General features: G+C 69.2%; 25 protein-coding genes. 16 read left to right on the plus strand and 9 right to left on the minus strand.

Annotated elements, in window-relative coordinates; all coding sequences use genetic code 11:
* The first annotated feature begins 17 nt into the window (after positions 1-17).
* The 4 genes from BMY74_RS02835 (at position 18) to BMY74_RS02850 (ending at position 3,565) form a co-directional block, all read left to right on the plus strand.
* Positions 18-509: a hypothetical protein gene (locus tag BMY74_RS02835; RefSeq protein ID WP_245785852.1), complete on the plus strand. Its 492-nt coding sequence runs from the start codon at positions 18-20 to the stop codon at positions 507-509.
* Positions 510-517: 8 nt separating this feature from the next.
* Complete coding sequence (locus BMY74_RS02840; protein WP_245785853.1) at positions 518-1,558, plus strand: peptidoglycan-binding protein; 1,041 nt, start codon at positions 518-520, stop codon at positions 1,556-1,558.
* Positions 1,555-2,205 carry an ABC transporter ATP-binding protein gene (locus tag BMY74_RS02845; protein ID WP_089908871.1) on the plus strand — a complete coding sequence of 217 codons (651 nt, stop codon included), beginning with the start codon at positions 1,555-1,557 and terminating at the stop codon, positions 2,203-2,205. The genes BMY74_RS02840 and BMY74_RS02845 overlap by 4 nt, the downstream gene beginning before the upstream one ends.
* Before the next feature lie 247 nt (positions 2,206-2,452).
* Positions 2,453-3,565 (plus strand): ABC transporter permease, encoded by a 1,113-nt coding sequence (locus tag BMY74_RS02850; protein WP_089910368.1) that lies wholly within the window; start codon positions 2,453-2,455, stop codon positions 3,563-3,565.
* 52 nt (positions 3,566-3,617) lie between these two features.
* On the opposite strand, the gene serC is transcribed toward BMY74_RS02850, so the two are convergent.
* From serC to BMY74_RS02875, 5 genes are all read right to left on the minus strand, one after another.
* Positions 3,618-4,745: a phosphoserine transaminase gene (serC, locus tag BMY74_RS02855; RefSeq protein ID WP_089908874.1), complete on the minus strand. Its 1,128-nt coding sequence runs from the start codon at positions 4,743-4,745 to the stop codon at positions 3,618-3,620.
* Positions 4,746-4,858: 113 nt separating this feature from the next.
* The gene (locus BMY74_RS02860; RefSeq protein WP_089908877.1) at positions 4,859-5,461 is read right to left on the minus strand and encodes a response regulator transcription factor; all 603 of its coding nucleotides are present in this window, start codon (positions 5,459-5,461) and stop codon (positions 4,859-4,861) included.
* Complete coding sequence (locus BMY74_RS02865; RefSeq protein WP_177229537.1) at positions 5,458-6,513, minus strand: sensor histidine kinase; 1,056 nt, start codon at positions 6,511-6,513, stop codon at positions 5,458-5,460. The genes BMY74_RS02860 and BMY74_RS02865 overlap by 4 nt, the downstream gene beginning before the upstream one ends.
* Positions 6,492-7,307: an ABC transporter permease gene (locus BMY74_RS02870; protein ID WP_245785854.1), complete on the minus strand. Its 816-nt coding sequence runs from the start codon at positions 7,305-7,307 to the stop codon at positions 6,492-6,494. The genes BMY74_RS02865 and BMY74_RS02870 overlap by 22 nt, the downstream gene beginning before the upstream one ends.
* Positions 7,304-8,128 carry an ABC transporter ATP-binding protein gene (locus BMY74_RS02875; protein WP_089908883.1) on the minus strand — a complete coding sequence of 275 codons (825 nt, stop codon included), beginning with the start codon at positions 8,126-8,128 and terminating at the stop codon, positions 7,304-7,306. Before BMY74_RS02875 ends, BMY74_RS02870 begins: the two co-directional genes overlap by 4 nt.
* A 144-nt stretch (positions 8,129-8,272) precedes the next feature.
* Here BMY74_RS02875 and BMY74_RS02880 point away from each other — a divergent pair, with 144 nt between their 5' ends.
* The 8 genes from BMY74_RS02880 (at position 8,273) to BMY74_RS02915 (ending at position 17,036) form a co-directional block, all read left to right on the plus strand.
* A complete protein-coding gene (locus tag BMY74_RS02880; RefSeq protein ID WP_089908886.1) occupies positions 8,273-8,872 on the plus strand; it encodes an urease subunit gamma in 600 nt (199 codons plus the stop codon).
* Positions 8,869-10,551 carry an urease subunit alpha gene (locus BMY74_RS02885; RefSeq protein ID WP_089908889.1) on the plus strand — a complete coding sequence of 561 codons (1,683 nt, stop codon included), beginning with the start codon at positions 8,869-8,871 and terminating at the stop codon, positions 10,549-10,551. The genes BMY74_RS02880 and BMY74_RS02885 overlap by 4 nt, the downstream gene beginning before the upstream one ends.
* Entirely contained in the window at positions 10,548-11,159 is a 612-nt protein-coding gene (locus tag BMY74_RS02890; protein ID WP_177229578.1) for an urease accessory protein UreF, read from the plus strand. Before BMY74_RS02885 ends, BMY74_RS02890 begins: the two co-directional genes overlap by 4 nt.
* Positions 11,149-11,784 carry an urease accessory protein UreG gene (gene ureG / locus BMY74_RS02895; protein ID WP_342716577.1) on the plus strand — a complete coding sequence of 212 codons (636 nt, stop codon included), beginning with the start codon at positions 11,149-11,151 and terminating at the stop codon, positions 11,782-11,784. The genes BMY74_RS02890 and ureG overlap by 11 nt, the downstream gene beginning before the upstream one ends.
* 17 nt (positions 11,785-11,801) lie before the next feature.
* Entirely contained in the window at positions 11,802-12,482 is a 681-nt protein-coding gene (locus tag BMY74_RS02900) for an urease accessory protein UreD (RefSeq protein WP_342716578.1), read from the plus strand.
* A 156-nt stretch (positions 12,483-12,638) separates the two neighbouring features.
* Positions 12,639-13,295, plus strand: a complete 657-nt coding sequence (pdxH, locus tag BMY74_RS02905) for a pyridoxamine 5'-phosphate oxidase (RefSeq protein WP_089908901.1) — start codon at positions 12,639-12,641, stop codon at positions 13,293-13,295.
* A gap of 484 nt (positions 13,296-13,779) precedes the next feature.
* Positions 13,780-15,714, plus strand: a complete 1,935-nt coding sequence (gene asnB, locus BMY74_RS02910) for an asparagine synthase (glutamine-hydrolyzing) (RefSeq protein ID WP_089908904.1) — start codon at positions 13,780-13,782, stop codon at positions 15,712-15,714.
* A gap of 59 nt (positions 15,715-15,773) precedes the next feature.
* Positions 15,774-17,036 (plus strand): MFS transporter, encoded by a 1,263-nt coding sequence (locus BMY74_RS02915; protein WP_245785855.1) that lies wholly within the window; start codon positions 15,774-15,776, stop codon positions 17,034-17,036.
* On the opposite strand, the gene BMY74_RS02920 is transcribed toward BMY74_RS02915, so the two are convergent.
* Positions 17,020-17,814, minus strand: a complete 795-nt coding sequence (locus BMY74_RS02920; RefSeq protein WP_089908906.1) for a hypothetical protein — start codon at positions 17,812-17,814, stop codon at positions 17,020-17,022. The genes BMY74_RS02915 and BMY74_RS02920 overlap by 17 nt on opposite strands.
* A gap of 81 nt (positions 17,815-17,895) precedes the next feature.
* Between BMY74_RS02920 and BMY74_RS02925 the strand changes: the two genes are divergently transcribed.
* Positions 17,896-19,290, plus strand: a complete 1,395-nt coding sequence (locus BMY74_RS02925; protein ID WP_089908909.1) for an APC family permease — start codon at positions 17,896-17,898, stop codon at positions 19,288-19,290.
* Positions 19,291-19,308: 18 nt separating this feature from the next.
* On the opposite strand, the gene BMY74_RS02930 is transcribed toward BMY74_RS02925, so the two are convergent.
* Positions 19,309-20,025, minus strand: a complete 717-nt coding sequence (locus BMY74_RS02930) for an AAA family ATPase (RefSeq protein ID WP_089908912.1) — start codon at positions 20,023-20,025, stop codon at positions 19,309-19,311.
* Positions 20,022-20,798: an MBL fold metallo-hydrolase gene (locus BMY74_RS02935; protein WP_089908915.1), complete on the minus strand. Its 777-nt coding sequence runs from the start codon at positions 20,796-20,798 to the stop codon at positions 20,022-20,024. Before BMY74_RS02935 ends, BMY74_RS02930 begins: the two co-directional genes overlap by 4 nt.
* A 38-nt stretch (positions 20,799-20,836) precedes the next feature.
* Here BMY74_RS02935 and BMY74_RS02940 point away from each other — a divergent pair, with 38 nt between their 5' ends.
* On the plus strand, positions 20,837-21,724 hold the full coding sequence (locus BMY74_RS02940; RefSeq protein WP_089908918.1) for an aldose 1-epimerase family protein: 888 nt from the start codon (positions 20,837-20,839) through the stop codon (positions 21,722-21,724).
* A 481-nt stretch (positions 21,725-22,205) separates the two neighbouring features.
* The gene (locus BMY74_RS02945; protein ID WP_089908921.1) at positions 22,206-23,414 is read left to right on the plus strand and encodes an amidohydrolase; all 1,209 of its coding nucleotides are present in this window, start codon (positions 22,206-22,208) and stop codon (positions 23,412-23,414) included.
* On the opposite strand, the gene BMY74_RS02950 is transcribed toward BMY74_RS02945, so the two are convergent.
* Positions 23,411-24,550 (minus strand): acyl-CoA dehydrogenase family protein, encoded by a 1,140-nt coding sequence (locus tag BMY74_RS02950; RefSeq protein WP_089908924.1) that lies wholly within the window; start codon positions 24,548-24,550, stop codon positions 23,411-23,413. The genes BMY74_RS02945 and BMY74_RS02950 overlap by 4 nt on opposite strands.
* A gap of 82 nt (positions 24,551-24,632) precedes the next feature.
* Here BMY74_RS02950 and BMY74_RS02955 point away from each other — a divergent pair, with 82 nt between their 5' ends.
* Entirely contained in the window at positions 24,633-25,223 is a 591-nt protein-coding gene (locus BMY74_RS02955) for a TetR/AcrR family transcriptional regulator (RefSeq protein ID WP_089908927.1), read from the plus strand.
* Position 25,224: the final 1 nt, after the last annotated feature.

The following is a 25,224-nucleotide window of genomic DNA, read 5'->3' on the forward strand; positions in this document are numbered from 1 at the left end:
TCCGTAGACCTGTCGCCATGAAAACCACCATCGCAGTGCTGCTGGGCCTGCTGCTGGCGCTCACCGCCTGCGGGTCGAAGGACCAGCCGGCCGACGCCGAGAAGGACGAGAAGGGCGACTCGATCCAGTTCGCCAAGTGCATGCGGGAGAACGGCATCGACATGCCGGATCCGAGCGAGGACGGCGGGGGTGTCGGCATCACGATCGGCGGCGAGGGCGGGCTCGACCCGGAGAAGATGAAGACCGCGCACGAGGCGTGCAAGAAGTTCCTGCCCAACGGTGGTGAGTTCAAGCCGCCGTCGCCCGAGGACCAGGACAAGATGCGCCAGCAGGCGAAGTGCATGCGGGACAAGGGCTACAACTGGCCGGACCCGCAGTTCGAGGGTGGTGTCGGCCAGCCGCTGGAGCCGATCGAGCTGCCCGACATGGAGGACGAGAAGGTCAAGCAGGACATGAAGGACTGCGGCCTCGAGAACGGCGGCATGGTCGCGGCGAGGCCCGTCGGATGAAGCGCCGCGTGAACAGGAAGATCGTCATCGCCGCCCTCGTCGCCGCCGTGGTGCTCGGCACCGGCGGGGTCGTGGTGCTCACGAGGATCGCGTCCAACCAGGCCAACGCCGCCCCGTTGCAGAACGACCCGGCGAAGACCGCGGCCGTGAAGAGGACGAACCTCGCCGACCAGCAGTCGGTGACCGGCCAGCTCGGCTTCGGCGCGGAACGGGCACTGGCCAGCCGGAAAAGCGGCACGGTCACCGGCCTGCCGAAGCAGGGCGACGTCATCGAGCAGGGCAAGCCGGTGTTCCACGCGGACGCCAAGCCGGTGCCGCTGTTCTACGGCCAGATGCCGCTCTACCGCGACCTCGAGCAGGGCATGTCGAACGGACCCGACGTCAAGGTGGTGGAGGAGAACCTCGCCGCACTGGGGTTCAAGGACTTCGGCACCCCCGACGAGAAGTTCACCTACTACACGGCCACCGCGCTGAAGAAGTGGCAGAAGGCCAACGGCCTGGAGCAGACCGGAAAGCTCGGCTCCGGCGACGTGGTCGTGCAGCCGGGAGCGGTCCGCGTCTCGTCGGTGACGGGCCAGCTCGGCGCCCCCGCGGGCGGTGACCTGCTGAAGGTCACCGGCACCGAGCGCGCCGTGACCGTCGAGCTCGACTCGGCCAAGCAGCGCCTCGCCAAGCAGGGCGAGAAGGTCGAGCTGTCGATCTCCGGCGGCAAGCCCACCACCGGCACGATCACCGGCATCACCCGCACCGCGGGCGACCCGAACCAGGGTTCCAAGCCGAAGATCGTGCTGACGATCTCCGTCGACGACCCCAAGGCGGCGGAAGGCCTGGACACGGCCAACGTGACGGCGTTGTTCACGGTGTCGAAGAAGCAGGGCGTGCTCGCGGTCCCCATCGGCGCGCTGCTCGCGTTGAACGAGGGCGGCTACGGCGTGGTCACCGAGGACGGCAGGACCATCCCGGTCACCGTCGGCATCTTCGCCAAGGGGCAGGTCGAGGTGCAGGGCGAAGGCCTGGCCGAGGGCATGAAGGTGGTGACCACGGAGTGATCACCGTCGACCACGCGAGCAGGACCTACCCCGGTGGCGTGCAGGCGTTGCGCGACGTCTCCCTGACCGTCGGGGGCGGGGAGCTGCTCGCGATCGTGGGCCCGTCCGGCTCGGGGAAGTCGACGCTGCTGCACCTGATGGGCACGCTCGACAAGCCGACCGCCGGCAAGGTCGAGATCGACGGCCACGACATCTCGACCATGTCCGACAACGCTTTGTCGGCGCTGCGGGCCCGCACGATCGGGTTCGTGTTCCAGCAGTTCTTCCTCACCGAGGGGCTGTCCGCGATCGAGAACGTGGCCGCAGGCCTCGTCTACGCCGGTGTGCCGCGCTCGAAGCGACGGGCTCTCGCGATGTCCGCCCTGGACAGGGTCGGCCTGATCCACCGGGCGCTGCACAAGCCGCACGAGCTGTCCGGCGGCGAACGCCAGCGCGTCGCGATCGCCCGCGCCGTCGTGAACACGCCGGGCATCCTGCTAGCCGACGAGCCGACCGGGAACCTGGACACGAAGAACGGCGCCGGCGTGCTGGAGTTGTTGGAAAGCCTCAACTCCGACGGCACGACGATCGTGATGATCACGCACGACCGGGACATCGCGGCCTGGGCGCCGCGCCGCGTCGAGGTCCGCGACGGGGTGATCGTATGACTCCCACGCTCCGGGCCTTGCCGTCTGACATCAGCTCCGCGGGCCTCGACGGCGAGCAGGGCCGCCGATCGCACCAACGCCGTGCTGGTGCGATGCGGGAAGTCGTGCCGCGCGTCTCGCACCCTGCGGTGAGCACGGGTGCCCTTCGCCTTGTGCCGGTTGTCGCTGCCACGGCGGCGACTTCCCGGACGCGGGTTCTCGTCGGGAGGGCGTTGTGATCGACCTGCTGCGACTCGGTTTCTTCGGCATGCGGACCCGCCCGATCCGCGCCGTGCTCTCCGCCCTGGGCATCGCGATCGGCATCGCCGCGGTGGTCGCGGTGGTCGGCATCCCGGCCTCCAGCGCGGCGGCGTTGCAGGAGAAGATGTCCAAGCTGGGCACCAACCTCCTGACCGCCGCGCCCGGCCAGGACTTCTTCGGCCAGGACGCGAAGTTGCCGGAGACGGCGGTGCCGATGGCCAAGCGGATCGGCGCGGTGTCGGCGGCCAGCGCCACCGGCAAGATCTCCGCGAACGCCCGCAAGAACGACCTCGTGCCGGCCAGCGACACGCTCGGCCTGCAGGTGCAGGCGGCGGAGCAGGACCTGCTGAAGGTGCTGAACGCCGAGGTCCGCGCGGGCCGCTGGCTGTCGTCGGGCGAGAAGGCGGTGGTGCTCGGGGGCACCGCGGCCTCGCGTCTCGGCATCGACAAGCCCGGTGTGCAGCTGTGGATCGACGGGCAGTGGTTCACCGTCGTCGGCATCCTCGGCCCGCTGCCGCTCTCGCCGGAGATCGACCGCTCGGTGCTGATCGGCTGGGACGCGGCCAAGGAGGCGTTCGGGTTCGAGGGCCACGCGAACACGGTCTACGTGCGCACGACGCCCGACCAGGTCGACAACGTCCGCACCCTGCTCGGCCCGACGCTGAACCCGGAGAAGTCCAACGAGGTCAAGGTTTCCCGGCCGTCCGAGGCGCTGGAGGCGCAGCAGCTGGCCGAGAGTTCCTACAACGCGCTGTTCCTGGGCCTGGGCGGAGTCGCGTTGTTGGTGGGTGGCGTCGGCGTGGCGAACACGATGGTGATCTCGGTGCTGGAACGCCGGAGGGAGATCGGTCTGCGGCGGGCGCTCGGGGCGACCCGCAGGCAGATCAGGTGGCAGTTCCTGACCGAGTCGGTGCTGCTGTCCGGCCTCGGCGGACTGGTCGGCGTGATCGTGGGGATCGCGGTCACGGCCGGATATTCGATCAGTCAGCACTGGCCGGCGGCACTGCCGTGGCCGGCCCTGCTCGGGGGAGCGGGCTCGGCGGTCCTCATCGGCGCCATCGCCGGCGTCTACCCGGCGGTGCGGGCGGCACGCCAGTCGCCCACGGAGGCACTCGCCTGAAAAGCCCTGGGGCGCACCGGAAACTCGGTGCGCCCCAGGTTTGCTCGCGGTGTCAGAGCTGGCCGACGACCCAGTCGATCGCCTGCGTGAGGATCGTGACGTCGTCCGGCTCGATGGCCGGGAACATCGCGACGCGCAGCTGGTTCTTGCCGAGCTTGCGGTACGGCTCGACGTCCACGATGCCGTTGGCGCGCAACACCTTCGCCACGGTCGCGGCGTCCACGTCGTCAGCGAAGTTGATCGTGCCGACGACCTGCGACCGGTCAGCGGCCTTCTCGACGTACGGCGTGGTGTACGCGGTCTTCTCGGCCCACGAGTACAGCCGGTCGCTCGAGTCCTTGGTGCGCGCGACGGCCCAGTCGAGACCACCGTTGCCGTTGATCCAGTCGATCTGGTGCGCCAGCAGGAACAGCGTGGCGACCGACGGCGTGTTGTACGTCTGATCCTTCGTGGAATTGTCGAGCGCCGTCGGCAGCGACAGGAACTCCGGCACCCACCGGTCTTTGAGCTCCTCGACGCGCTCCAGCGCCTTCGGAGACATCAGCGCGAGCCACAGACCACCGTCGCTCGCGAACGACTTCTGCGGCGCGAAGTAGTAGACGTCGAAGTCCTCGGCCTTGACCGGCAGACCACCGGCACCGGACGTGGCATCGATCGCGATCAGCGCGTCGCCCGAACCCTCGATCCGGGTCACGGGCATCGCGACACCGGTCGACGTCTCGTTCTGCGCCCAGCCGACCAGGTCGGCGCCCTCGGCGTAGAACAGCTCGGGCGCGGTGCCCGGCTCCGCCTTGGTGACCAGCGAGTCCTTCAGGAACGGCGCGGTCTGCGTGACCTTCGCGAACTTGGAGGAGAACTCACCGTTGGTGAAGTGCTGGGCGGTCTCGCGCACGAGCCCGAAGGACGCCGCGTCCCAGAACGCCGTGGTGCCGCCGTTGCCGAGCACGACCTCGTAGCCCTCGGGCAGCTGGAACAGGTCGCGCAGTCCGGAGCGGACACGGCCGACGAGGTTCTTGACGGGCTTCTGCCGGTGCGAAGTGCCGAGCAGCGCGGCACCCTCGGTGGCGAGGGCCTGCACGGCCTCGGGACGCACCTTGGACGGTCCACAGCCGAAGCGGCCGTCAGACGGCTTGAGCTCGGCTGGAAGCACCAACGAGGTCGGATCGGCGGTCTGGGTCATGTGGTCACGCCTCCGGGGCGGTGGACGAGCTGAACGGGACCTGACCGGCGCCGTTGCCGGAGTTCACAGTGTTGCAGGCCGGTGGCCGGCAGGTGACAGCCGGGTGTCCTGGGTCACGTCAGCATGCCGCGATCCATCGCCGTGGTGACCGCTGCCGTCCGGTCCGACACGCCCAGCTTGTTGAACACCCGCAACAGGTGCGTCTTCACCGTCGCCTCCGAGATGAACAGCGCCCGGCCGATCTCGGCGTTCGACAGGCCCTTCGCCACCAACCTCAGCACCTCGGACTCGCGCGCCGACAGAGGCGGCGTCCTGACCTGCCCGACCACCTTGGCCACCATCGACGGCGCCAGCACCGTCTCCCCGCGCGCCGCCGCCCGGATGGCCGCGATCAGGTCCTCGGTGGTCGAGTCCTTCAACAGGTACCCGGAAGCCCCGGCCTCCACCGCGCGAAGAATGTCCGAATCGGTCTCGTAAGTGGTCAACACCAGCACCCGAGGCCCGGTCCCCACGATCCGAGCGGTGGCGGCCACCCCGTCCATCTCGGGCATCCGCAGGTCCATCAGCACGACGTCCGGCTTCAACGCGGCGGCCTGAGCGATCGCCTCGGCGCCCGAGCCTGCGTCCCCGACCACCTCCAGGTCGTCCCCCACGAGCATCCCGCGCAGCCCCTGGCGCACCACGGGGTGGTCGTCCACGAGCAAGATCCTGATCACAGCGGTACCTCCACCAGCACTGACGCCCCCTCGTCCGAAGACAGCGACAGCGTGCCACCGACCTGTTCGAGCCGTGCACGCATGCCCCGCAGGCCGAAGCCCTCCGGGGCGTCGCCGAAGCCGCGGCCGTCGTCGCGCACCTCCAGCGAGACGCCGTCCTCGTCGAACCTCATCACCACGTCGACGCGGGACGCTCCCGAGTGCCGCGCGACGTTGGTCAGCGCCTCCTGCGCGGTGCGCAGCAGCACCACCTCGGCCGAGGTCGCCAGCGGGCGGGCGTCGCCGATCACGCGGAAGGCGGACGGCAGTGAGACGCCGGAGACCAGGCGGCGCAACGCGTCCTCCAGCGAGGAACCGTCCAAAGGCGACGGTGCGTTGGACGCGACCAGCGCGCGGGCCTCTCGGAGGTTCTCGCGTGCGGTCTGCAAAGCGAGTTCCACGTTCGGTTGGGCGCCCTGCAACAAGGTGATGATCGAGGTGAAGCCCTGGGCCAGGGTGTCGTGGATCTCGGCGGACCAACGGGCGCGTTCGGCTTCGAGGGTCAGCGCCTCGATGCGTTGCAGGAGTTCGCCGCGTTGTTCGTTCTGCTGCGCGATCCGGCTCACCGCCCAGCCGAACGCCTGGGAGAAGCCGACGATCAGCAGCGCGCCGGGCCAGGGGAGCGCGGGGTCGGCGCCCGCCAGCCAGGTCAGCAGCTGCGGCGTGAAGACGAAGACCACCATCGGGAAGAACGCCCACGTCACCGGCATCATCATGTAGATCTGCGGAACGAGGCCGAACAGCGCGAACGTGGCGTTGCCGGTCAGCCAGACCGCCGGGGCCCAGAGGGCGAGCGAACCGGCGGCGTAGACGAGGCCCCGCCAGTCCTCGACGCCCTTCCTCATCAGCCGCAGTCCGAACGCGACGAACCACGCGGAGTTCAGGACGAGCAACCCCGCCGCCGTCAGCCGGTCGGCGAGGGGGTTGGCGTCCAGCAGGACGAGGGTGATGGTGGTGACCTGGGTCAGTGCGAACAGCACGTACCAGGTCGTCAGCGGCTGGTGTTGCTCCACTTGAACGTCCTGCTGACGAGGACCAGGCCCACGATCGTCCACGCCCCGAGCACCAGCGCGACCTTGCCGAGCTCCCATGATCCCGCCGCCTCCATGACCGCGTAGCCGTCGTCCAGTGCGAACACCGAGCGGAAACCCTGACACACCCACTTCAGCGGGAAGAGCGAGCCCGCCGTGCGCAGCGACTCGGGCAGGGCCGACTGCATGATGAACACGCCGCTGAGGAACTGCAGCACGACGTACGGCAGGTTCAGCACGCCCGCCGCGCTGCGGGTGGACTTCGCGATCGAGCTCAGCGCCACACCGATCAGCGAGCACGCGACGACGCCGAGGGAGAAGACCCAGGCGAACGTCAGCCACTTCTCCGCGCTCGAAGGCAGTTCCAGGTCGAACCGCAGCAGCCCGACCACGACCAGCAGCACGGCCTCGAAGAGGCTCGACACGAAGACCAGGACGATCTTGCCGATGAAGTAGGACGTGAACGGCATCGGCGTGCCGCGCAGGCGCTTGAGCGTGCCGTCCTCGCGGTCGGCCACGACGCTCATGCCGAGCCCGACGAACGACGTCGAGATGATGCCGGCGCCGATCATGCTGGCCGCGAACATCTGCGCGGCGGCGGGTTCCTTCACGTACACGGTGCCGAGCAGCAGCATCAGCAGTGCGGGCAGCGAGACGGTGAAGAGGAGGTTCTCCTTCTGCCGGAAGAACTCCCGCAGCTCGGTCCCACCCCTCGCGAGACCGAGCGACAGCAGCGAGGGCAGGGCGGCCGCCTTGGACGCGACAGCGGTAATCAATTGATCAGCTCCAGGTAGACGTCTTCCAGCGACGGGCGGGTGACGGTGAGCTCGGCCAGCTCGCCGTGGCGGGACAGGTCGGCGATCACTTTGGTGGGCTCGGAGGTCCTGATCTCCTGGTGGCCGCGGTCGGATAACCAGCGGACGGTGGCGTCGGCGTGTGCGCGACCCCCGAGCGTCCGCGGCGTCCCCTCGGCGACGATCCGGCCGCCCGCGAGCACGGCGACGCGGTCGGCGAGCGCCTCGGCCTCGTCCAGGTAGTGCGTGGTCAGCAGGATCGTGGTGCCCTCGGAGGCGAGCAGCCTGATCAGGCCCCAGAACTGGCGCCGCGCCTCGGGGTCGAACCCGGTGGTCGGCTCGTCCAGGAACACGAGCTCCGGGCGTCCGATGATGCCGAGCGCCACGTCGAGCCTGCGCCGCTGGCCGCCGGACAGCGTGCCGGCGCGGGACTTCGCCTTCTCGGTGAGCCCGACGAGGTCGATGACCTCGTCCGGGTCACGCGGGTCGCCGTAGTACCTGGCGTAGTGGCGGACGGCCTCGCGCACCGACAACGTCGCCGCGTCCGTCGCGCTCTGCAGGACGATGCCGAGCTTCGAACGCCACTCGCGGCCGCCCCTGGCCGGGTCGACGCCCAGCACGCTGACCTCACCGGCGTCGCGGTCGCGGTGCCCCTCCAGGATCTCGACGCTCGTGGTCTTGCCGGCGCCGTTCGGTCCGAGGACCGCGAAGACCTCACCGCGGGCGACGTCGAGGTCCACCCCTGCCACCGCCTGGTGGCCCTTGTAGGCCTTCACCAGGCCCCTCACTCGGATCGCGTTCATGTCGTGAATCCTGCGTTTTCGAGGGGGTCGCGCGGGACGACCGTGCCGCTGACCCCGGTTGTCAACCGGTCGGTGGACACGCGGTCGTGTTTCGGCCGTGTTTCCACTCCGGGAAAGCGCGCTCGCGCGTGTTAGAACGGCGGGGTGCATCTGACGCCGCATGAACGCGACAAGCTCCTCGTGCACGTCGCCGCCGACGTGGCGCGGCGGAGGCTCGAACGCGGGGTGCTGCTCAACTACCCCGAGGCCGTCGCGTTGATCACCGACCACGTGCTGGAGGGCGCGCGGGACGGCCGCACGGTCAGCGAGCTCATGGAGAGCGGCCGCACGGTGCTCGCGCCGGAGCAGGTCATGCGGGGCGTCCCGGAGATGATCGACTCGGTGCAGGCGGAGGCGACGTTCCCCGACGGCACCAAGCTCGTCACCGTGCACCACCCGATCGCGCCGTCCGCCGGTCCGGCGCCGGGGGAGGTCGTCGTCGGGTCCGAACCCGTCGAGCTCAACCCCGGACGGCCGCGCGTGACGATGGTCGTCGTGAACACCGCCGACCGGCCCGTCCAGGTCGGGTCGCACTTCCACTTCGCCTCGGTCAACACGGGGCTCGAGTTCGACCGCGAGGCCGCGTTCGGCTACCGGCTGGACATCCCGGCCGGTACGGCCGTGCGGTTCGAGCCCGGCGTCGAGCGCGAGGTCACGCTGGTTCCGCTGGCAGGCTTGAGGATCGTCCGGGGGTTGCAGCGATGATCGACCGCGAGCGTTACGCCGAACTGCTCGGGCCGACGGTCGGCGACCGCATCAGGCTCGCCGACACCGACCTGTTCATCGAGGTCACCGAGGACCTGAGCCGCGGTGCGGGCTCCGGTGACGAGGTGATCTTCGGCGGCGGCAAGGTCGTCCGCGAGTCGATGGGCCAGGGCGTCGCGACCCGTGCCGAGGGCGCTCCCGACCTGGTCATCACCGGTGCGGTCGTCCTCGACCACTGGGGTGTCGTCAAGGCCGACGTCGGTGTGCGGGACGGGCGGATCGTCGCGATCGGCAAGGCCGGCAACCCCGACACGATGGACGGCGTGCACCCCGCGCTGGTGATCGGCCCGTCGACGGAGATCCTGTCCGGCAACGGGAAGATCCTGACCGCGGGCGGCATCGACTGCCACGTGCACTTCATCTGCCCGCAGATCGTGGACGAGGCGCTGGCGTCTGGGCTCACGACGCTGGTCGGTGGCGGCACCGGTCCGGCGGAGGGCACGAAGGCCACCACGGTCACGCCGGGGGCCTGGTACCTCGACCGCATGCTGACGTCGATGGACCACATGCCGGTCAACGTCCTGTTGCTGGGCAAGGGGAACACGGTCTCCGAAGAAGGCCTGCGCGAGCAGCTCGCCGGTGGCGCCGGCGGGTTCAAGCTGCACGAGGACTGGGGCACGACGCCCGCCGCGATCGACGCGTGCCTGCGGATCGCGGACGAGTCCGGGGTGCAGGTCGCGATCCACACGGACACGTTGAACGAGGCAGGCTTCCTGGAGTCCACTGTGGACGCCATCGCGGGCCGGTCGATCAACGCGTACCACTCCGAGGGCGCGGGCGGCGGGCACGCGCCGGACATCATCCGCGTGGTCTCGCTGCCGAACGTGCTGCCGTCGTCGACCAACCCGACGCGCCCGCACACCGTCAACACCCTCGAAGAGCACCTCGACATGCTGATGGTGTGCCACCACCTCAACCCGTCGGTGCCGGAGGACCTGGCGTTCGCGGAGTCGCGGATCCGGCCGACCACGATCGCCGCCGAGGACCTGCTGCACGACCTCGGCGCGATCTCGATGATCTCGTCGGACTCGCAGGCGATGGGCCGCGTCGGCGAGGTGATCATCCGGACCTGGCAGACCGCGCACGTGATGTCGTCGCGCCGGTCGATGGACCCGAACCTGCGGGCGCGGCGGTACGTCGCCAAGTACACGATCAACCCCGCCGTGGCGCACGGCATCGCGGACGAGGTCGGGTCGGTCGAGGTCGGCAAGCTCGCCGACCTCGTGCTGTGGGAGCCCAAGTTCTTCGGCGTGCGGCCGTCGGTGGTGCTGAAGGGCGGGTTCATCGCGTGGGGCGCGATGGGCGACGCGAACGCCTCGATCCCGACGCCGCAACCGGTGTGGGCGCGGCCGATGTTCGGTGCGACGGCCGGTGCCGCGTCGTCGGTGTTCTTCGTGGCGCCCGAGGCCGTGGAGGCCGGGATCGCCGACCGGTACGCGCGGCGGGTGCTGCCCGTGTCCTCCACGCGGTCGGTGACCAAGGCCGACATGGTGCTGAACGACGCGATGCCGGACGTGCGGGTCGACCCGGACAGCTTCGCCGTGCACGTCGACGGCGACCTGGTCGAGCCGTCACCGGTCGCGGAACTGCCGATGGCACAACGGTACTTCCTGTTCTGATGCTGACCGCGCTGATCCTCGCCGACTCCCGCTTCCCGGGCGGCGGCCACGTGCACTCCGGCGGGCTGGAGGAGGCCGCCGCGCGCGGGCTCGTGTCCGACGAGCCCTCGCTGCGGTCGTTCCTGCACGGCCGGTTGGTCGGCGCGGGGTTGCTGGCGGCGGGGTTCGCGGCCGCGGCTGCGCGCGGTGAGGACCTCGACGTCTTGGACGCGGAGCTGGACGCCCGCACGCCTTCCCCTGCCCAGCGCGAGGCTTCACGGGCCCAGGGGAGGGGCATGCTGCGGGCGGCCCGCCGGGCCTGGCCGTCCGAACGGCTGGCGGCGCTGCCCAGGGACCCGCACCAGCCGCTGGTGATCGGCGTGCTGGTCGATGACCCCTTCGAGGCCGCCCTGACCTGCGCCTACCTCGCGGTGAGCGGACCCGCGTCGGCGGCGGTGCGGTTGCTGGGGCTGGATCCGTTCGGGGTCAACGCGATCGTGGCAGGCCTGCCGGTGCAAGACGTTGCTTCGCGGGCGTGCAAGGAACTGCCCGCGCTCGGTTCGCCGGCCCTGGACCTGCTGGCCGAAGCACATCTACGACGTGAAGGGGTGCGTCTCTTTGGGAGCTAACCACGGGCCCGACCCGCATGATCACCACCACGGCGCCGCGCCGCGCATCGGCATCGGCGGTCCGGTCGGCAGCGGCAAGACCGCGCTGACCGCGGCGCTGTGCCGGGCGCTGGGGTCGCAGCTGTCGCTGGCGGTCGTCACCAACGACATCTACACGACCGAGGACGCCGACTTCCTGCGGCGGGCGGGCGTGCTCGACCCGTCGCGGATCGAGGCCGTGCAGACGGGGTGCTGCCCGCACACCGCGATCCGCGACGACATCACGGCGAACCTGGACGCGGTGGAGCGGCTGGAGCACCGGTTCGACGGACTGGACCTGGTGATCATCGAGAGCGGCGGCGACAACCTGACGGCGGTGTTCTCGCGCGGGCTGGTCGACCGGCAGATCTTCGTGGTCGACGTCGCCGGCGGCGACAAGGTGCCCCGCAAGGGCGGGCCCGGCGTGACGACGGCGGACCTCCTGGTCATCAACAAGATCGACCTGGCGCCGTTCGTCGGCGCTGACATGGACGTGATGATCTCCGACGCGCACCGGATGCGCGGGGAGCTGCCCGTCATCGCGCAGTCGCTGGTGGAGACCCCGGAGGCGCCCGAGGTGGCGAAGTGGGTGCTGGCCCAGCTGTGAAGGCCTCGGCTCGGCTGGTGGTGTCGCCGGACCCGCACGGCAACAGCGTCGTGCGGGTCCTGCGGTCGATGACACCGTTGACATTGGTGCCGGCCCGCCGGGTGGGGCCGGTTGCGTTGGTGCACCTGGTTTCCTCGGTGACGGCACCTCTCGGTGGCGATTCGTTGTCGTTGACCGTCGAAGTCGAACGCGGAGCTTCCCTGGAACTGCGAGGTGTTGCGGCGACCCTGCTGCTGCCCGGTTCGTCCGGTGCGGAGTCTTCGTCCCTCGTGCGTTTTCACGTTCAGGGAAACCTTTGTTACAAGCCCGAACCGACCGTCGTGACCGGCCGGGCGAACCACACCGCAGTCGTGGAGGCCGAATTGGACGGTCACGCACAGTTGCGGACGCGCGAGGTCCTCGTGCTGGGCCGAGCCGGCGAGGCGAGCGGCGCGCTGTCGTCCACCGTGCGCGCAACCCGTTGCGGCAAGCCGTTGTTGCACCAGCAACTCGTCGTCGGCTCGCCGTCGATAGACGGATCGCCTGCCGGCTTGGCGGGCAAACGGGTCGTCGGAACGGAACTGGTCCTGGACTCGGTGGCGCGCGAATCGGACGGCGGTGAGTGGTGGAGCGTCGTTCCTTTGGCAGCAGGCGGAACCCTCGCCACCGCACTGGGTGAAGACGTGGTCACCGTCACACGTGTGCTCGATGCCATCTGACTCGATCACGGACTCGATCCAGAACTGTTCTTTGCACGGACAGTCACCGTTCAGGTGGTGGTCATCACCGCGCAGGCGGTTTCGGGATCCGTTGTCCGTGCGTATGGTCGCGGGTCCAGGGACCACGAGTTCTGCCCGCCGCTTGGAGGTTCGCCGATGACGGAGACCACGAACATCGCACTGCCGGCGATGCGCGTGTCCTACGAGCAGGGCTCGCTCAGCGAGTCCGAGCTTGCCGCCACCTGGCACGACCAGCTCCAGCTCTGGCTGGACCAGGCCTCGGGTGCCGGCCTCGCCGAACCCAACGCCATGGTGCTGGCGACCACGGACGTGAAGGGCCGTCCGTCGTCGCGGACGGTGCTGGCCAAGGGTCTCGACGCTCGCGGGCTGGTGTTCTTCACCAACTACACGTCGAACAAGTCGCACGACCTGATGGCCACGCGCTACGCGTCGGCCACATTCCCCTGGTTCGCGATGCAGCGGCAGGCGCACGTGCGCGGCGTCGTCGAGAAGGTCGGACCCGTGGAGACCGCCGAGTACTGGAACTCGCGCCCGCGGGGGTCGCAGATCGGGGCCTGGGCCTCGCCGCAGTCGCGTGTGGTGAGTGGGCGGTCCACTTTGGATTCCGCGCTGCACAAGATCGAGCGCCAGTTCGCCGACACCGAGAAGATCCCGGTGCCGCCGCACTGGGGCGGGTGGCGGATCCGGCCCGAGGAGGTCGAGTTCTGGCAGGGGCGGCGGGATCGGATGCACGACCGGCTGCGGTTCCGGCTCGGGCGGGACGGGTGGTCTTTGGAGCGAGTAGCTCCGTAGGGGTTTTGGGCTTGGGGCGCTTCCTGTGGGCGGGAGGCGCCCCTTTTCGTGCGGGTCGGGTTCGTGTGGGCTGGGGTGCGGGTCGGCCTGGGGTGCGGGTCGGGTTGTGCGGGCTCGTGTCGGTTCCGCCGGCCGTGTGCAGAGGGGCAGCACCCCGCCCCCCTCGAGGTGAAGCCCCAATCGCCCCGGTTGGTGTGCACCGGCTCCCGGTGCGGCACAGTTCAGACGGCTCGCTGGGCTTCGCCACGCCAGGCTGCGTGCGTGGGCGGCCGTGTGCGGGTGGGCGCCGGTTGGCACCGCGCGCCCGGCCTGCGTGCGTGGTTGCGGTGGGCGGGCCAGTGCGGTCGGTACCGCCCCTTCCGCCGTGGCGCACCTCGCGGAACCTGACCTGGGGCTCGGGCGTCCTTCGGGTGGCGCGAATGTCCGATACCGGACTCGTCATACTGGGAATTCGGCAACAGCTAGCTACGAGGTGCGATTAACCGTGTGCGGAGTGCTCGGACTCATCTGTTCCACCGAAGCCACTGCGGCGTCCGCGCGTGCCTCGGTGGCTTCGGCGTTGCGTTGTCAGCGGCACCGGGGGCCGGACGAGCAGGACACCTGGGCCGACAAAGAGGTCATCTACGGGTTCAACCGGCTCGGGTTCATCGACCTCGAGCACTCGCACCAGCCGCTGGTGTGGGGGCCGCCGGAGAACCCGACGCGGTACACGCTGAACTTCAACGGCGAGATCTACAACTACAAGGAGCTCCGGGCGGAGCTCATGCGGAAGTTCGGCGCGCAGTTCAAGACCAACGGTGACGGCGAGTCCATCGTCGCGGGGTACCACTACCTCGGGGCGGACTGGGTCAAGATGTTGCGCGGCATGTTCGCGTTCATGATCTGGGACGCGCAGGAGCGGGTTGTCTTCGGCGCCCGCGACCCGTTCGGGATCAAGCCGCTGTACTGGGCCGCCGGGCCCGGTGGGGTCGGGTTCTCGTCCGAGAAGAAGAGCCTGCTGCAGCTGACCGGTGTGCTGGGGATCAGCCAGGAGCTGGACCAGACGGCGTTGCAGCACTACCTGGTGCTCCAGTACGTGCCGGAGCCCGAGTCGCTGCACAAGGCGATCCGGCGGGTGGAGTCCGGCACGTCGTTCAAGGTGTCGCCGGGTGGGCAGGTGCTGTTCAACCGGTACTTCAAGCCCGTGTTCTCGCCGCGGCCGGTCAACGGGGCGCACGAGGCCGAGGCGCTGCACGAGCGCATTGCCGACGTGATGCGCGACTCGGTGGCCAAGCACATGATCTCCGACCCGGACGTCACGGTCGGTGCGTTCCTGTCCGGCGGTATCGACTCCACGGCCACGGCGACGCTGGCGAAGCAGCACAACCCGAACCTCATCGCGTTCACCAGCGGGTTCGACCGGCAGGGGTACTCGGAGGTCGACGTCGCGGCGGAGACGGCAGCGGCGATCGGGGTGCGGCACGTGGTCCGGACGGTGTCGCCGGACGAGATGATGGAAGAGCTGCCGCTGATCATCTGGTACCTCGACGACCCGGTGGCGGACCCGGCGTTGGTGCCGTTGTACTTCATCGCCAAGGAGGCGCGGAAGTACGTCAAGGCCGTGCTGTCCGGTGAGGGCGCGGACGAGCTGTTCGGCGGGTACGTGATCTACCACGAGCCGCTGTCGCTGTCGCCGTTCGAGAAGGTGCCGGGCGGCGTGCGCAAGCTCATGGGTGCCGTGTCGAAGTCCATTCCGGAGGGTGTGCGCGGCAAGGACCTGCTGCGGCGCGGGTCGCTCCGGCTGGAGGAGCGGTACTACGGCAACGCCCGCAACTTCAGCGACGCGCAGGTGCGCGCGGTGTTCCCCGGTTACGTCGAGGGCATCGGCTTCCAGGACGTCACGGCGCCCTGGTACCGCGAGTCGGAGTCGTGGGACCCGGTCGCGCGCATGCAGCACATCGACCTCTTCACGTGGCTGCGCGGCGACATCCTGGTCAAGGCCGACAAGGTCACCATGGCCAACTCGATCGAGCTGCGCGTGCCGTTCCTCGACCCCGAGGTGTTCCGGGTGGCGGCCGAGGTGCCGCTCGACCAGAAGCTCACCGAGGGCACCACGAAGTACGCGCTGCGCAAGGCATTGGCGAAGATCATCCCCGCGCACGTGCTGAACCGGCCGAAGCTCGGGTTCCCGGTGCCGATCCGGCACTGGCTGCGCGCCGAGATGTACGACTGGGCGCGCGGGATCATCAACGACTCGCAGACCGGTCACCTGCTCGACAAGAACGCGGTGCTCGACCTGCTCGCCGAGCACAAGTCGGAGCAGTTCGACCGCAGCCGGCAGCTGTGGAGCGTGCTGTGCTTCATGATCTGGCACGGGATCTTCGTCGAGGGCCGGATCAGCCCGAAGGTGCCGGAGCCGGTGTACCCGGTGCGCCTCTGACGAGTGGTCTTGGCGACAAGTCCACGAAATGGGCTTGTTAGTTGCCATAGGCTAACCAAGTGACCACTGCGGGGAGAAGCACGCGCTCGGCGTTCGTGATCGACACGCGACCGTTGAAGATCGTCGCCTATCGCCGGTTGTGGATCTCCACGATCGTCACGGCGGTGGGCTCCCAGCTCACCGCCGTCGCCGTGCCGAAGCAGGTCTACGACCTCACCGGGTCGTCCGCCTGGGTCGGCATCGCGGCCGGCGTCGCGCTCGTCCCGCTGCTGGTCTTCGGCCTGTGGGGCGGCGCGATTGCGGACACGGTCGACCGCCGCAAGCTGCTGCTCGTCACCAACACCGGCATCGCCGTCTCGTCGGTGCTGCTGTGGGCGCAGGCGGCGATGAACGTCGGCTCGGTGTGGCTCGTGATCGCGTTGCTCGGGCTGCAACAGGTGTTCTTCGCGGCCAACGCGCCCGCGCGGTCGGCGTCGATCGCCAGGCTGGTGCCCGCCGAGCTGTTGCCGTCGGCCGGCGCGCTGGGCTCCACGGTCATGCAGTTCGGTGCCGTGCTCGGGCCGTTGCTCGCGGGCGCGTTCATGCCGGTCGTCGGGCTCTCGACGCTGTACCTCGTGGACGCCGTCGCGCTCATCGCCGCGGTCTACGCCGTGTGGAAGCTGCCGCCGATGCCCCCGCTGGACGGCGTGGTGCGCCGCGCGGGCCTGCGGGACGTGCTGGACGGGTTCGTCTACCTCTGGGCCCAGAAGGTGCTGATGGCGAGCATGCTGCTGGACATCATCGCGATGGTGTTCGGCATGCCGCGGGCGCTGTTCCCGGAGATGGCCCAGCACACGTTCGGCGACCCGGCGGGCGGTGGGTTCGCGCTCGGCGTGCTGTTCGCGGCGATCCCCGTCGGTGCCGTCCTCTGCGGCCTCACGTCCGGCTGGATCTCCAACGTCAGCAGGCACGGTGTCGCGCTGACGCTCGCCGTCGTGGGCTGGGGCCTCGCGATCGCCGGGTTCGGCCTCGCCGGTTCGCTGTGGGTCGCGGCCGCGTTCCTCGCGCTCGCCGGCGCCGCCGACATGGTGTCGATGGCGTTCCGCGGCGCGATCCTGCAGTCCGCCGCGACGGACGAGATGCGCGGACGGATGCAGGGCGTGTTCATCGTGGTCGTGGCCGGTGGGCCGCGCATCGCGGACCTGTTGCACGGCACCGGTGGCGCGGCGTTCGGCACGGCCGCGGCGGTGTCGGTCGGCGGTCTGCTGGTGGTCGTCGCGAGCGTGGTCATGGTCGCCGCGCTGCCCGCGATCTGGCGCTACCGCGTCAACTCCGCGAGCTGATCTCCGACGCGTTCGGCGCCGCGATCGCCACCTCGTCGCCCCAGCCGGAGAAGCGCGCCTCGTCGACGATCCGAGCGCCCTGGAACTCCGTGTAGAACGCGATGCGGACGGGCAGGCCGCTGCCGTCGAGCTCGATCTCGCCGGTCGACCCGGCCACGTTCTGGTCCAGCGCGAGCTTGATCTCGTTGCGCAGGCCCTCGTCGGTGAGGGTGTCGTAGGCCTTCCGGTAGTCGACGGAGATCGAGTACCGGGTCGTCCCGCCGATCTGCGCGGTCAGCTTGATCTCCCCGCCCGCCTCCATCACCGGCAGGTGGTACGTCGTGAACGCGGCCTGCTGGAAGACGACGTCGTGGAACCCGAGCAACGTCGTGGTGAAGTCGTCGTCCACGGCGCGGTCCAGCTTCACCCACGGCTTGTCCGCGGGCAGCCCGAACACCGCCGCCGGCAGCTTCACGAACGCGCTGTCCCGCGTGGTCGACACCAGCCGCAGCTCCACCGCCTCGCCGCCGCTCTGCACGGGACGGGTCGTGGTCGCGTCCATGGCGGGCACCTCGCCGCCGAGCCGCACGGCACCGCTCGACGGGTACCGCACGCCCCCGCCCGCGGCCGGCGGGGCGATGGTGAACCGGTAGGTCTTCTTCTCGCCGACCGACTTGGTCACCGCGGCCACCAGGCTCTTCACGTCGCGGTACCGGCCGTCGCCCTGGCTCGCGGGTTCGGACGAGGAGCAGGCGGTCAGCGCCAGGACGGCGATGATCGCGGTTGCCGCGAGTCTCATCGTGCGATTGTTACACCAATTGGGTGAGGTGGGCGTCCGTTCGTGCCTGGTGGCCAGGCGAAACGGGCAGAATCTTCGGGCATGGCTGAAGCGACTCCACAAACGGAGCAACCAGAGCTGCACCGGGCGATCGGCCCGAAGCTCCTGCTGTTCTTCGTCGTCGGCGACATCCTCGGCACCGGTATCTACGCCCTCACCGGCAACGTGGCCGGCAAGATCGGCGGCGCCCTCTGGCTGCCCTTCCTGCTCGCGTTCGTGGTGGCGTTCCTGACCGCGTTCAGCTACCTCGAGCTCGTCGGCAAGTACCCCAGGGCCGCCGGCGCCGCGCTCTACACGAACAGAGCGTTCGGGATCCACTTCCTGACGTTCATGGTCGCGTTCGCCGTCATGTGCTCCGGCATCACGTCGGCGTCGTCGGCCGCGCTCGCGTTCGGCCGCACGTACCTGCGGCAGTTGCTCGTCGAGTTCTTCGACGTCTCGTTGCGGCCGGAGTCGCTCGTCATCACCGGCATCGCGATCGTCTTCATCGCGGCGCTGGCGGTCATCAACTTCCGCGGCGTCTCGGAGTCGGTCAAGGCCAACGTGGTGCTGACCTGCATCGAGCTGTCCGGTCTGGTGATCATCATCCTGATCGGCATCTGGGCCGTCGTGAACGGCGACGGCGAGCCCGGCAGGCTCACCGAGATCCACGTGCCGGACGGCAGCAGCGTGCTGCTCGCGGTCACCTCGGCCACGGCGCTCGCGTTCTTCGCGATGGTCGGCTTCGAGGACTCGGTCAACATGGCCGAGGAGTGCAAGAACCCGGCCAAGATCTTCCCGCGCGCGATGCTGATCGGCATGGGCGTCGCGGCCCTGATCTACGTGCTGGTCGCGATCACGTCGTCGCTGCTGATCCCGTCCGACGAGCTCGCGAAGGCGGGCAGCAGCGCGTTGCTGAAGGTCGTCACGGTCGGCGCGCCGGGCTTCCCGCTGTGGATCTTCGCGTTGATCGGCCTGCTGGCCGTCATCAACTCGGCGCTGATCAACATGCTGATGGCGTCGAGGCTGTTGTACGGCATGGCGAACGAGAAGATCATCCCGTCGTTCTTCGGCACGGTGCACCCGTTCCGCCGCACGCCGTGGATCTCGATCGTCTTCACGACCGGCGTCGCGGTGATCCTGGTGTCCACGGCGGACATCGGCAAGCTCGGCGGCACCACGTCGTTGCTGCTGCTGATCGTCTTCACGATCGTCAACGTGGCGTGCCTGGTGCTGCGGCGGGAGAAGTCCGAGCACGAGCACTTCCGGGCGCCGACGTGGGCCCCGGTCCTCGGCGCGATCACGTGCGCGTACCTCGCCATGCCGGTGCTCTCGGGCCGTCCGTGGGACGACTACAAGATCGCGGGCTGGCTGCTGCTCGCCGGTCTGGTGCTCTGGGGCATCAACCGCGTGCTGCACGGCAAGGTGGAGACCCACCCGGAGAACCTCGGCAAGTAGGGCTCCAGGACACAGGCCCTAGTCGAGCAGGTGCTTCAGGAACCGGTCCGGATCGCCCAGGAAACCGCGGGTGAGCCGGACCGGTTCCGCTGTGTCGTAGGAGATCTCGTCGATGGTGTCGGTGATCTCGAGGATCGTGGCCCGCGGCGCCGCGAGCAGGATCGGCGAGTGCGTGGCGATGATGAACTGCGAGCCCTCCTCGACGAGCTCGTGCATGCGGCGCAGGACCGTGAGGCAGCCTTTGACCGACAGCGCGGCCTCCGGCTCGTCCAGCACGTAGAGGCCCTTGCTGCCGAACCGGTGCGTCATCAGGTCGATGAAGCTCTCGCCGTGTGACCGCTCGTGCAACGACTTCCCGCCGTACGACGCGTGGATCCCCTCGCCGATCCGGTCGATCTCGGTGGCGACGTTGTAGAACGACTCGGCCCTGAGGAAGAACCCCGTCCGCGGCTTCCTGGTGCCCCAGCTCAGGATCAGGTGCTCGCCGAGCGACGACTCCGTCGCCTTGGTGGCGAAGCGGAACGACTGCGTGCCGCCCTCCGCGTTGAACCCGGCCGCCACCGCGATCGCCTCGACCAGCGTCGACTTGCCCGCGCCGTTGTCGCCCGTGAGGAACGTGATCGGGCTGCGGAGCTCCAGAGGCTGCCTGATCAGGTGCTGGACGACCGGCAACGTGAACGGGTAGCGGTGCGTGTCGCTGGCCTGGTCGAGGCGGATCCGGTGGATGAACGTCACGCGAGGCGCGCCAGTTCGACCGGGTCGTGCGCGGAGAACACCTCGACCTCGCCCTGGGCCTTGAGCTCGCGCAGACGCTCCACATTGGACACGCGCTGCTGGTTGATCATCGCGGTCTGCTTCCCGAAGAGCTTCAGGGCGAAGATGTCGCTGGGCGGCGTCTCGACCTCGCCGCGGTAGAAGTACGCGTCGCCCGCGTGCAGCAGCCAGCCGTCGTCGGACCGGACCGCGATGCCGGTGTGGCCCCTGGTGTGCCCGATCAGCGGCACCATCAGGACGTCCTCGGGCAGGCCGTCGATGCTCTTGACGGCCTCGAACCCGAACCAGTCCTCACCCTCGGCCTTGTGCGTCTCGAACGTGACGCCCTCGCGTTGCTTCTTCGGGTACCGAGCGCGCTCCTTGGCGTTGCGCGGGTTGGTCGCCGCCTCCAGCTCGGTGTCGAGCACGTGCACGGTGGCCTTCGGGAAGTCGCGCAGCCCACCGGCGTGGTCGAGGTCGAGGTGGGTCAGCAGCACGTGCCGCACGTCGTCGGCGGTGTACCCGCGCTTCTCGACCTGGCTGATCGCCGTCTCGGTGATGTCGAGCGCCGGCCGCAGCAGCTTGCGGCTCAACCCGTCGATCGTCGCCTTCGGGTCCGTCACCTCGTTCATGCCGAAGCCCGTGTCGACCAGCACCAGCCCCCGGTCGGACTCGATGAGCAGGCAGTGGGCCACCAGCCCGCCCGCGACCAGGGGCGGCCGGAACGTGGCGCAGTTGAGGTGATGAACCTTCATGGGCAAATCCTTCCACCGGCCCCGTAGGCTTCAGCCTCATGTTGGGGATCTCGTACGAGGGTGCCACCGCCGTGATCACGACTGTAGGGGCGGGCCTGCGGTCCTTCGAGGTGGACGGCGTCCCGTACGTGGAGACGTTCGGGCCCGACGAGAAACCGCCGATGAGCGCCGGCGCGGTGCTGGTGCCGTGGCCCAACCGGACCGCGGGTGCCACGTGGGAGCTGGACGGGGTGCGGCAGCAGCTCGACGTCACCGAGCCTGCTCGGGGGAACGCGATTCACGGGCTGGTGCGGCGGCGGCCCTGGGCCGTTCTGGAGCACACCGGGTCTTTGGTGTCGTTGCGGACTTTGATCGAGCCTCAGGCCGGGTGGCCCGCTGCTTTGGACGTGACCGTTTCTTATGCGTTGGATGATCGCGGGTTGACGGTCACGCACGGGGTTACCAATGTCGGGGATGTCGCCACGCCGTTTGGGGTTGGTACTCATCCTTATCCTCGGGCTGGTGCCGCTTCCACCGAATCGTGTGTGCTGACGTTGGCTGCCACCACCGTGTTGCCGTTGGATGTCGAGCGGATGGTTCCTTCTGGGCCGGCTGTTCCTGTGGAGGGGACCGAGTTCGACTTCCGGAGCGGGCGGTCGTTGGCCGAGGTTCGGTTGGACACGCCGTTCGGCGGGTGTGAGCCTGGGGCTGACGGGCTGGTGCACCACACGCTGGTCGCTGAGAGCGGTGGGGTTGAGGTTTGGGCCGATCCTGCTTTTCGGTGGGTGCAGGTTTTCACGCCTGATTCGTTTCCCGGGCGGGGGTTGGCTGTGGCTGTGGAGCCGATGACCTGTCCGCCTGATGCTTTGAACTCCGGGGTGGATTTGATCTGGGTTTCGCCTGGTGAGTCCTGGGGGGCTCGGTGGGGGATTCGGCCGTTGGGCTGAGTTTTGCCTGTTTTTCGGGTGGTTGTTTTGCGGGCGGCCTGGTCGCTTTGCGTGCTTCCTCTGGGGCTCTGCCCCAGACCCCGGCAATCTGAGATGGGGGTAGCGCCGCGGGCAGGTAGATGGCACGCCTGTTGCTTAGAGCGGCTGCCTGTTGAGTTGTTTGGTTGCGGTGGCGGTGGGGTCCCATCCCAAGCCGCACCAGGAGCGGGCCACACCTGAGGGGTGGGGTCAAGTCGACGAAAAGCGTGTCGACTTGACCCCACCCCTCAGGTGCAGCAAGTGCTGTGGCGCGACTCGTGATGGGACCCCACCGCCGGTACCTCTTTGCCAAGGACGGCTCGCCTGCGGCATCGCACCGATCTGGCGGCTCGCCACGGCCACCGCCACGTCCTCGGCCCCGCCGCACCTGCCACCCCCTCACCCCGGCCGCCCCGCCATCCGGGGTGGCCGTCTCCCGTCCGAACCGTTAGCGTTGCTAACCATGAACATCGCGATCACCGGTGGCTACGTCGTGCCCGTCGACGGCGAACCCGTCGAAGGCGGCACTGTCCTCATCCAGGACGGGAAGATCGTCGCGGTCGGCTCCGACGTCGACATCCCCGAGGGCGTTGAGGTCGTCGACGCGGACGGGGCGTGGGTGTTGCCCGGCTTTGTGGAGGCGCACGGGCACATCGGTGTCCACGAGGAGGCCGAGGGGTGGGCCGGGCAGGACACCAACGAGATGACGGACCCCGTCGGGGCTCGGATGCGGGCGCTCGACGCCATCAACCCCGCTGACCTCGGCTTTGCCGACGCGTTGAGTGGTGGGGTGACCACCGCGGTGATCAAGCCCGGGTCGGGCAACCCCATCGGTGGGCAGACGGTCGCCATCAAGTGCTGGGGGCGGACCGTGGACGAGATGCTCGTCAAGGAGCCCGTCAGCGTGAAGAGCGCGCTCGGGGAGAACCCGAAGCGGGTGTACGGCGAGAAGGGGAAGCTGCCGTCCACGCGGCAGGGGGTTGCGGCCGTCATCCGCGACCAGTTGACCAAGGCGCAGGACTACGCGGCCAAGAAGGCGGAGGCGGAGAAGGACGGGAAGCCGTTCGACCGCGACAACACCATGGAGATCCTCGGCAAGGTGCTCAGCGGGGAGCTGGGGTGGTGTCAGCACGCGCACCGGGCCGACGACATCGCCACGGCCATTCGGTTGTCCGAGGAGTTCGGGTACCGGTTGATCCTCAACCACGGCACCGAAGGGCACCTGATCGCGGACGTCATCGCGGACAAGGGGATTCCGGTCATCATCGGGCCGCTGTTCACGAGTCGGTCCAAAGTGGAGCTTCGCAACCGGGGGCTGCGCAACCCCGGAATCCTGGCGCGGGCCGGGGTGGAGCTGGCGATCACGACCGATCACCCCGTCGTGCCCATCCACTTCCTGGTGCACCAGGCCACGCTGGCGGTGAAGGAGGGGCTGGACAGCGACGTCGCGCTCAAGTCGATCACGACGAACCCGGCCCGGATCATGGGGCTGGACGACCGGGTCGGGTCGTTGAAGCCGGGGCTCGACGGTGACGTCGTGATCTGGTCCGGGGACCCGCTCGACGTGATGAGCCGCGCGCTGCACGTGTACGTACAGGGTCGGGAGGTCTACACGTGGAACGAGGCGAAGGGTGAAGGGGTCGTGGCCGACCCCTTCTACCGGGAGGGCTAGCGGAGTCCCCGGCCGATGACGAGGCGCTGGATCTGGTTGGTGCCCTCGAAGATCTGCAGGACCTTGGCCTCGCGCATGTAGCGCTCGACCGGGAAGTCGCGGGTGTAGCCCGCGCCGCCGAGCACCTGCACGGCGTCGGTCGTCACCTTCATCGCCGCGTCCGTGGCGACGAGCTTGGCGATCGACGCCTGCTGGCGGAACGGCAGGCCGCGGTCGCGGCGGCGGGCTGCCGAGATGTACGTGGCACGAGCCGACTCGACGGCGGCGGCCATGTCGGCCAGCAGGAACTCGAGGCCCTGGAACTCGATGATCGGGCGGCCGAACTGGGTTCGGGTCTTCGCGTACGCCACGGCCTCGTCGAGTGCCGCCTGTGCGAGGCCCACGGCGCAGGCCGCGATGCCGAGGCGGCCCGAGTCCAAAGCGGACAGTGCGATCTTGAGGCCGTCGCCCTCGTTGCCGATCAGGCGGTCCGCGCCGAAGCGGACGTCGTCGAACGCCAGCTGCGCGGTGATGGAGCCGGTGAGGCCCATCTTGCGTTCGGGGGTGGCCGCCGTGAGGCCGTCTGCCTCGCCCGGTGCGAGGAAGCAGGAGATGCCCCTGCCCGCGTCGGGGGACGTGCGGGCCATCAGCGTGTAGAAGTCGGCGGCGCCGGCGTGCGTGATCCACGCCTTGGTGCCGTTCACGACGTAGTCGGTGCCCTGGCGGACGGCCCTGGTCGACATGGCGGCCGGGTCGGAGCCCGCCTGGACCTCGGAGAGGGCGTAGCCGCCGAGCAGTTCGCCCTCGAGCATCTCCGGGAGCCAGCGGTCCTGCTGCTCGCGGGTGCCGAACGTGGCGAGGCCGTAGCACGACATGACGTGCACGGAGAGGCCGACGGCGACCGTCATCCACGCGGAGGCGACCTCTTCGAGGGCCTGCAGGTACACCTCGTAGGGCTGGTCGCCGCCGCCGAACTCCTCGGAGTACGGCAGTCCGAGCAGACCGGACCTGCCCAGCAGGCGGAACGCGTCGCGGGGGAACTTCTCGTTCTCCTCCGCGTCCGCGGCGTGGGGCTTGAGCTCGTCCCGCGCGATCTCCTTGACCAGCGCGATCAGGTCCTCGGCCTCTTGCGTGGGGAGCAACCGCTCGGCGGGCATCGTCGACCTCCGTTGAGTACTGTTAGCAGTACTCTAGTGCTCTGTGCAGTACAGCAGCCAGTGAATGTGGCAGGGTCGTCACATGACGCGGGCTCTCACGCAGCGGCAGGCCGAGCTGCTCACCCGGTTGGAGGCGCTGTTCCTCACCGAGGGCTTCGGGCATTTCACGCTGGACGACATCGCGGGCAGGCTGCACTGCTCGAAGTCCACGCTGTACGCGCTCGCCGGCAGCAAGGAACAGCTGGCCGTGCGGGTCGTCGGCCGGTACTTCAAAGGCGCCGCCGAACGCATCGAGAAGCGCATCGCGGGCCTCAACGACGTGCGCAAACGCATCGGCAGCTACCTCGCGGGCGCCGCGGAGGAGCTGAGCAAGGCCTCGGCGGCGTTCATCGCGGACGTGTCCGACTTCCCGCCCACGCGCGCCACGTACGAGCGCAACGCGCGCGCTGCGGCCGATCGCATCAAGTCGTTCATCCAGGACGGGGTCGAGCGGCACGTGTTCCGCGAGGTGCACGCCACGTTGTTCGCGGAGATGGCCGGCCTGCTCATCGAGGGCATCCAGACCGGCGTCCTCACGAAGCGGGCAGGCGTTTCGGACGCCGAGGCGTTCACCGCGCTGGGTGAACTGCTGTTGGATGGGCTGCAGAGGACGGGCGCTTCCCCGAAGGAGTAGA

The sequence above is a fragment of the Lentzea albida genome (assembly GCF_900111005.1).
Taxonomy (GTDB): Bacteria; Actinomycetota; Actinomycetes; order Mycobacteriales; family Pseudonocardiaceae; genus Lentzea; species Lentzea albida.

Bases quoted from the DNA above. Each gene is read 5' to 3' on its own strand.
- BMY74_RS02835 (WP_245785852.1), top strand. From the start codon at position 18: ATGAAAACCACCATCGCAGTGCTGCTGGGCCTGCTGCTGGCGCTCACC.
- BMY74_RS02850 (WP_089910368.1), top strand. From the start codon at position 2,453: ATGCGGACCCGCCCGATCCGCGCCGTGCTCTCCGCCCTGGGCATCGCG.
- serC (WP_089908874.1), bottom strand. From the start codon at position 4,745: ATGACCCAGACCGCCGATCCGACCTCGTTGGTGCTTCCAGCCGAGCTC.
- BMY74_RS02875 (WP_089908883.1), bottom strand. From the start codon at position 8,128: ATGAACGCGATCCGAGTGAGGGGCCTGGTGAAGGCCTACAAGGGCCAC.
- BMY74_RS02885 (WP_089908889.1), top strand. From the start codon at position 8,869: ATGATCGACCGCGAGCGTTACGCCGAACTGCTCGGGCCGACGGTCGGC.
- pdxH (WP_089908901.1), top strand. From the start codon at position 12,639: ATGACGGAGACCACGAACATCGCACTGCCGGCGATGCGCGTGTCCTAC.
- BMY74_RS02920 (WP_089908906.1), bottom strand. From the start codon at position 17,814: ATGAGACTCGCGGCAACCGCGATCATCGCCGTCCTGGCGCTGACCGCC.
- BMY74_RS02925 (WP_089908909.1), top strand. From the start codon at position 17,896: ATGGCTGAAGCGACTCCACAAACGGAGCAACCAGAGCTGCACCGGGCG.
- BMY74_RS02935 (WP_089908915.1), bottom strand. From the start codon at position 20,798: ATGAAGGTTCATCACCTCAACTGCGCCACGTTCCGGCCGCCCCTGGTC.
- BMY74_RS02940 (WP_089908918.1), top strand. From the start codon at position 20,837: ATGTTGGGGATCTCGTACGAGGGTGCCACCGCCGTGATCACGACTGTA.
- BMY74_RS02945 (WP_089908921.1), top strand. From the start codon at position 22,206: ATGAACATCGCGATCACCGGTGGCTACGTCGTGCCCGTCGACGGCGAA.
- BMY74_RS02950 (WP_089908924.1), bottom strand. From the start codon at position 24,550: ATGCCCGCCGAGCGGTTGCTCCCCACGCAAGAGGCCGAGGACCTGATC.
- BMY74_RS02955 (WP_089908927.1), top strand. From the start codon at position 24,633: ATGACGCGGGCTCTCACGCAGCGGCAGGCCGAGCTGCTCACCCGGTTG.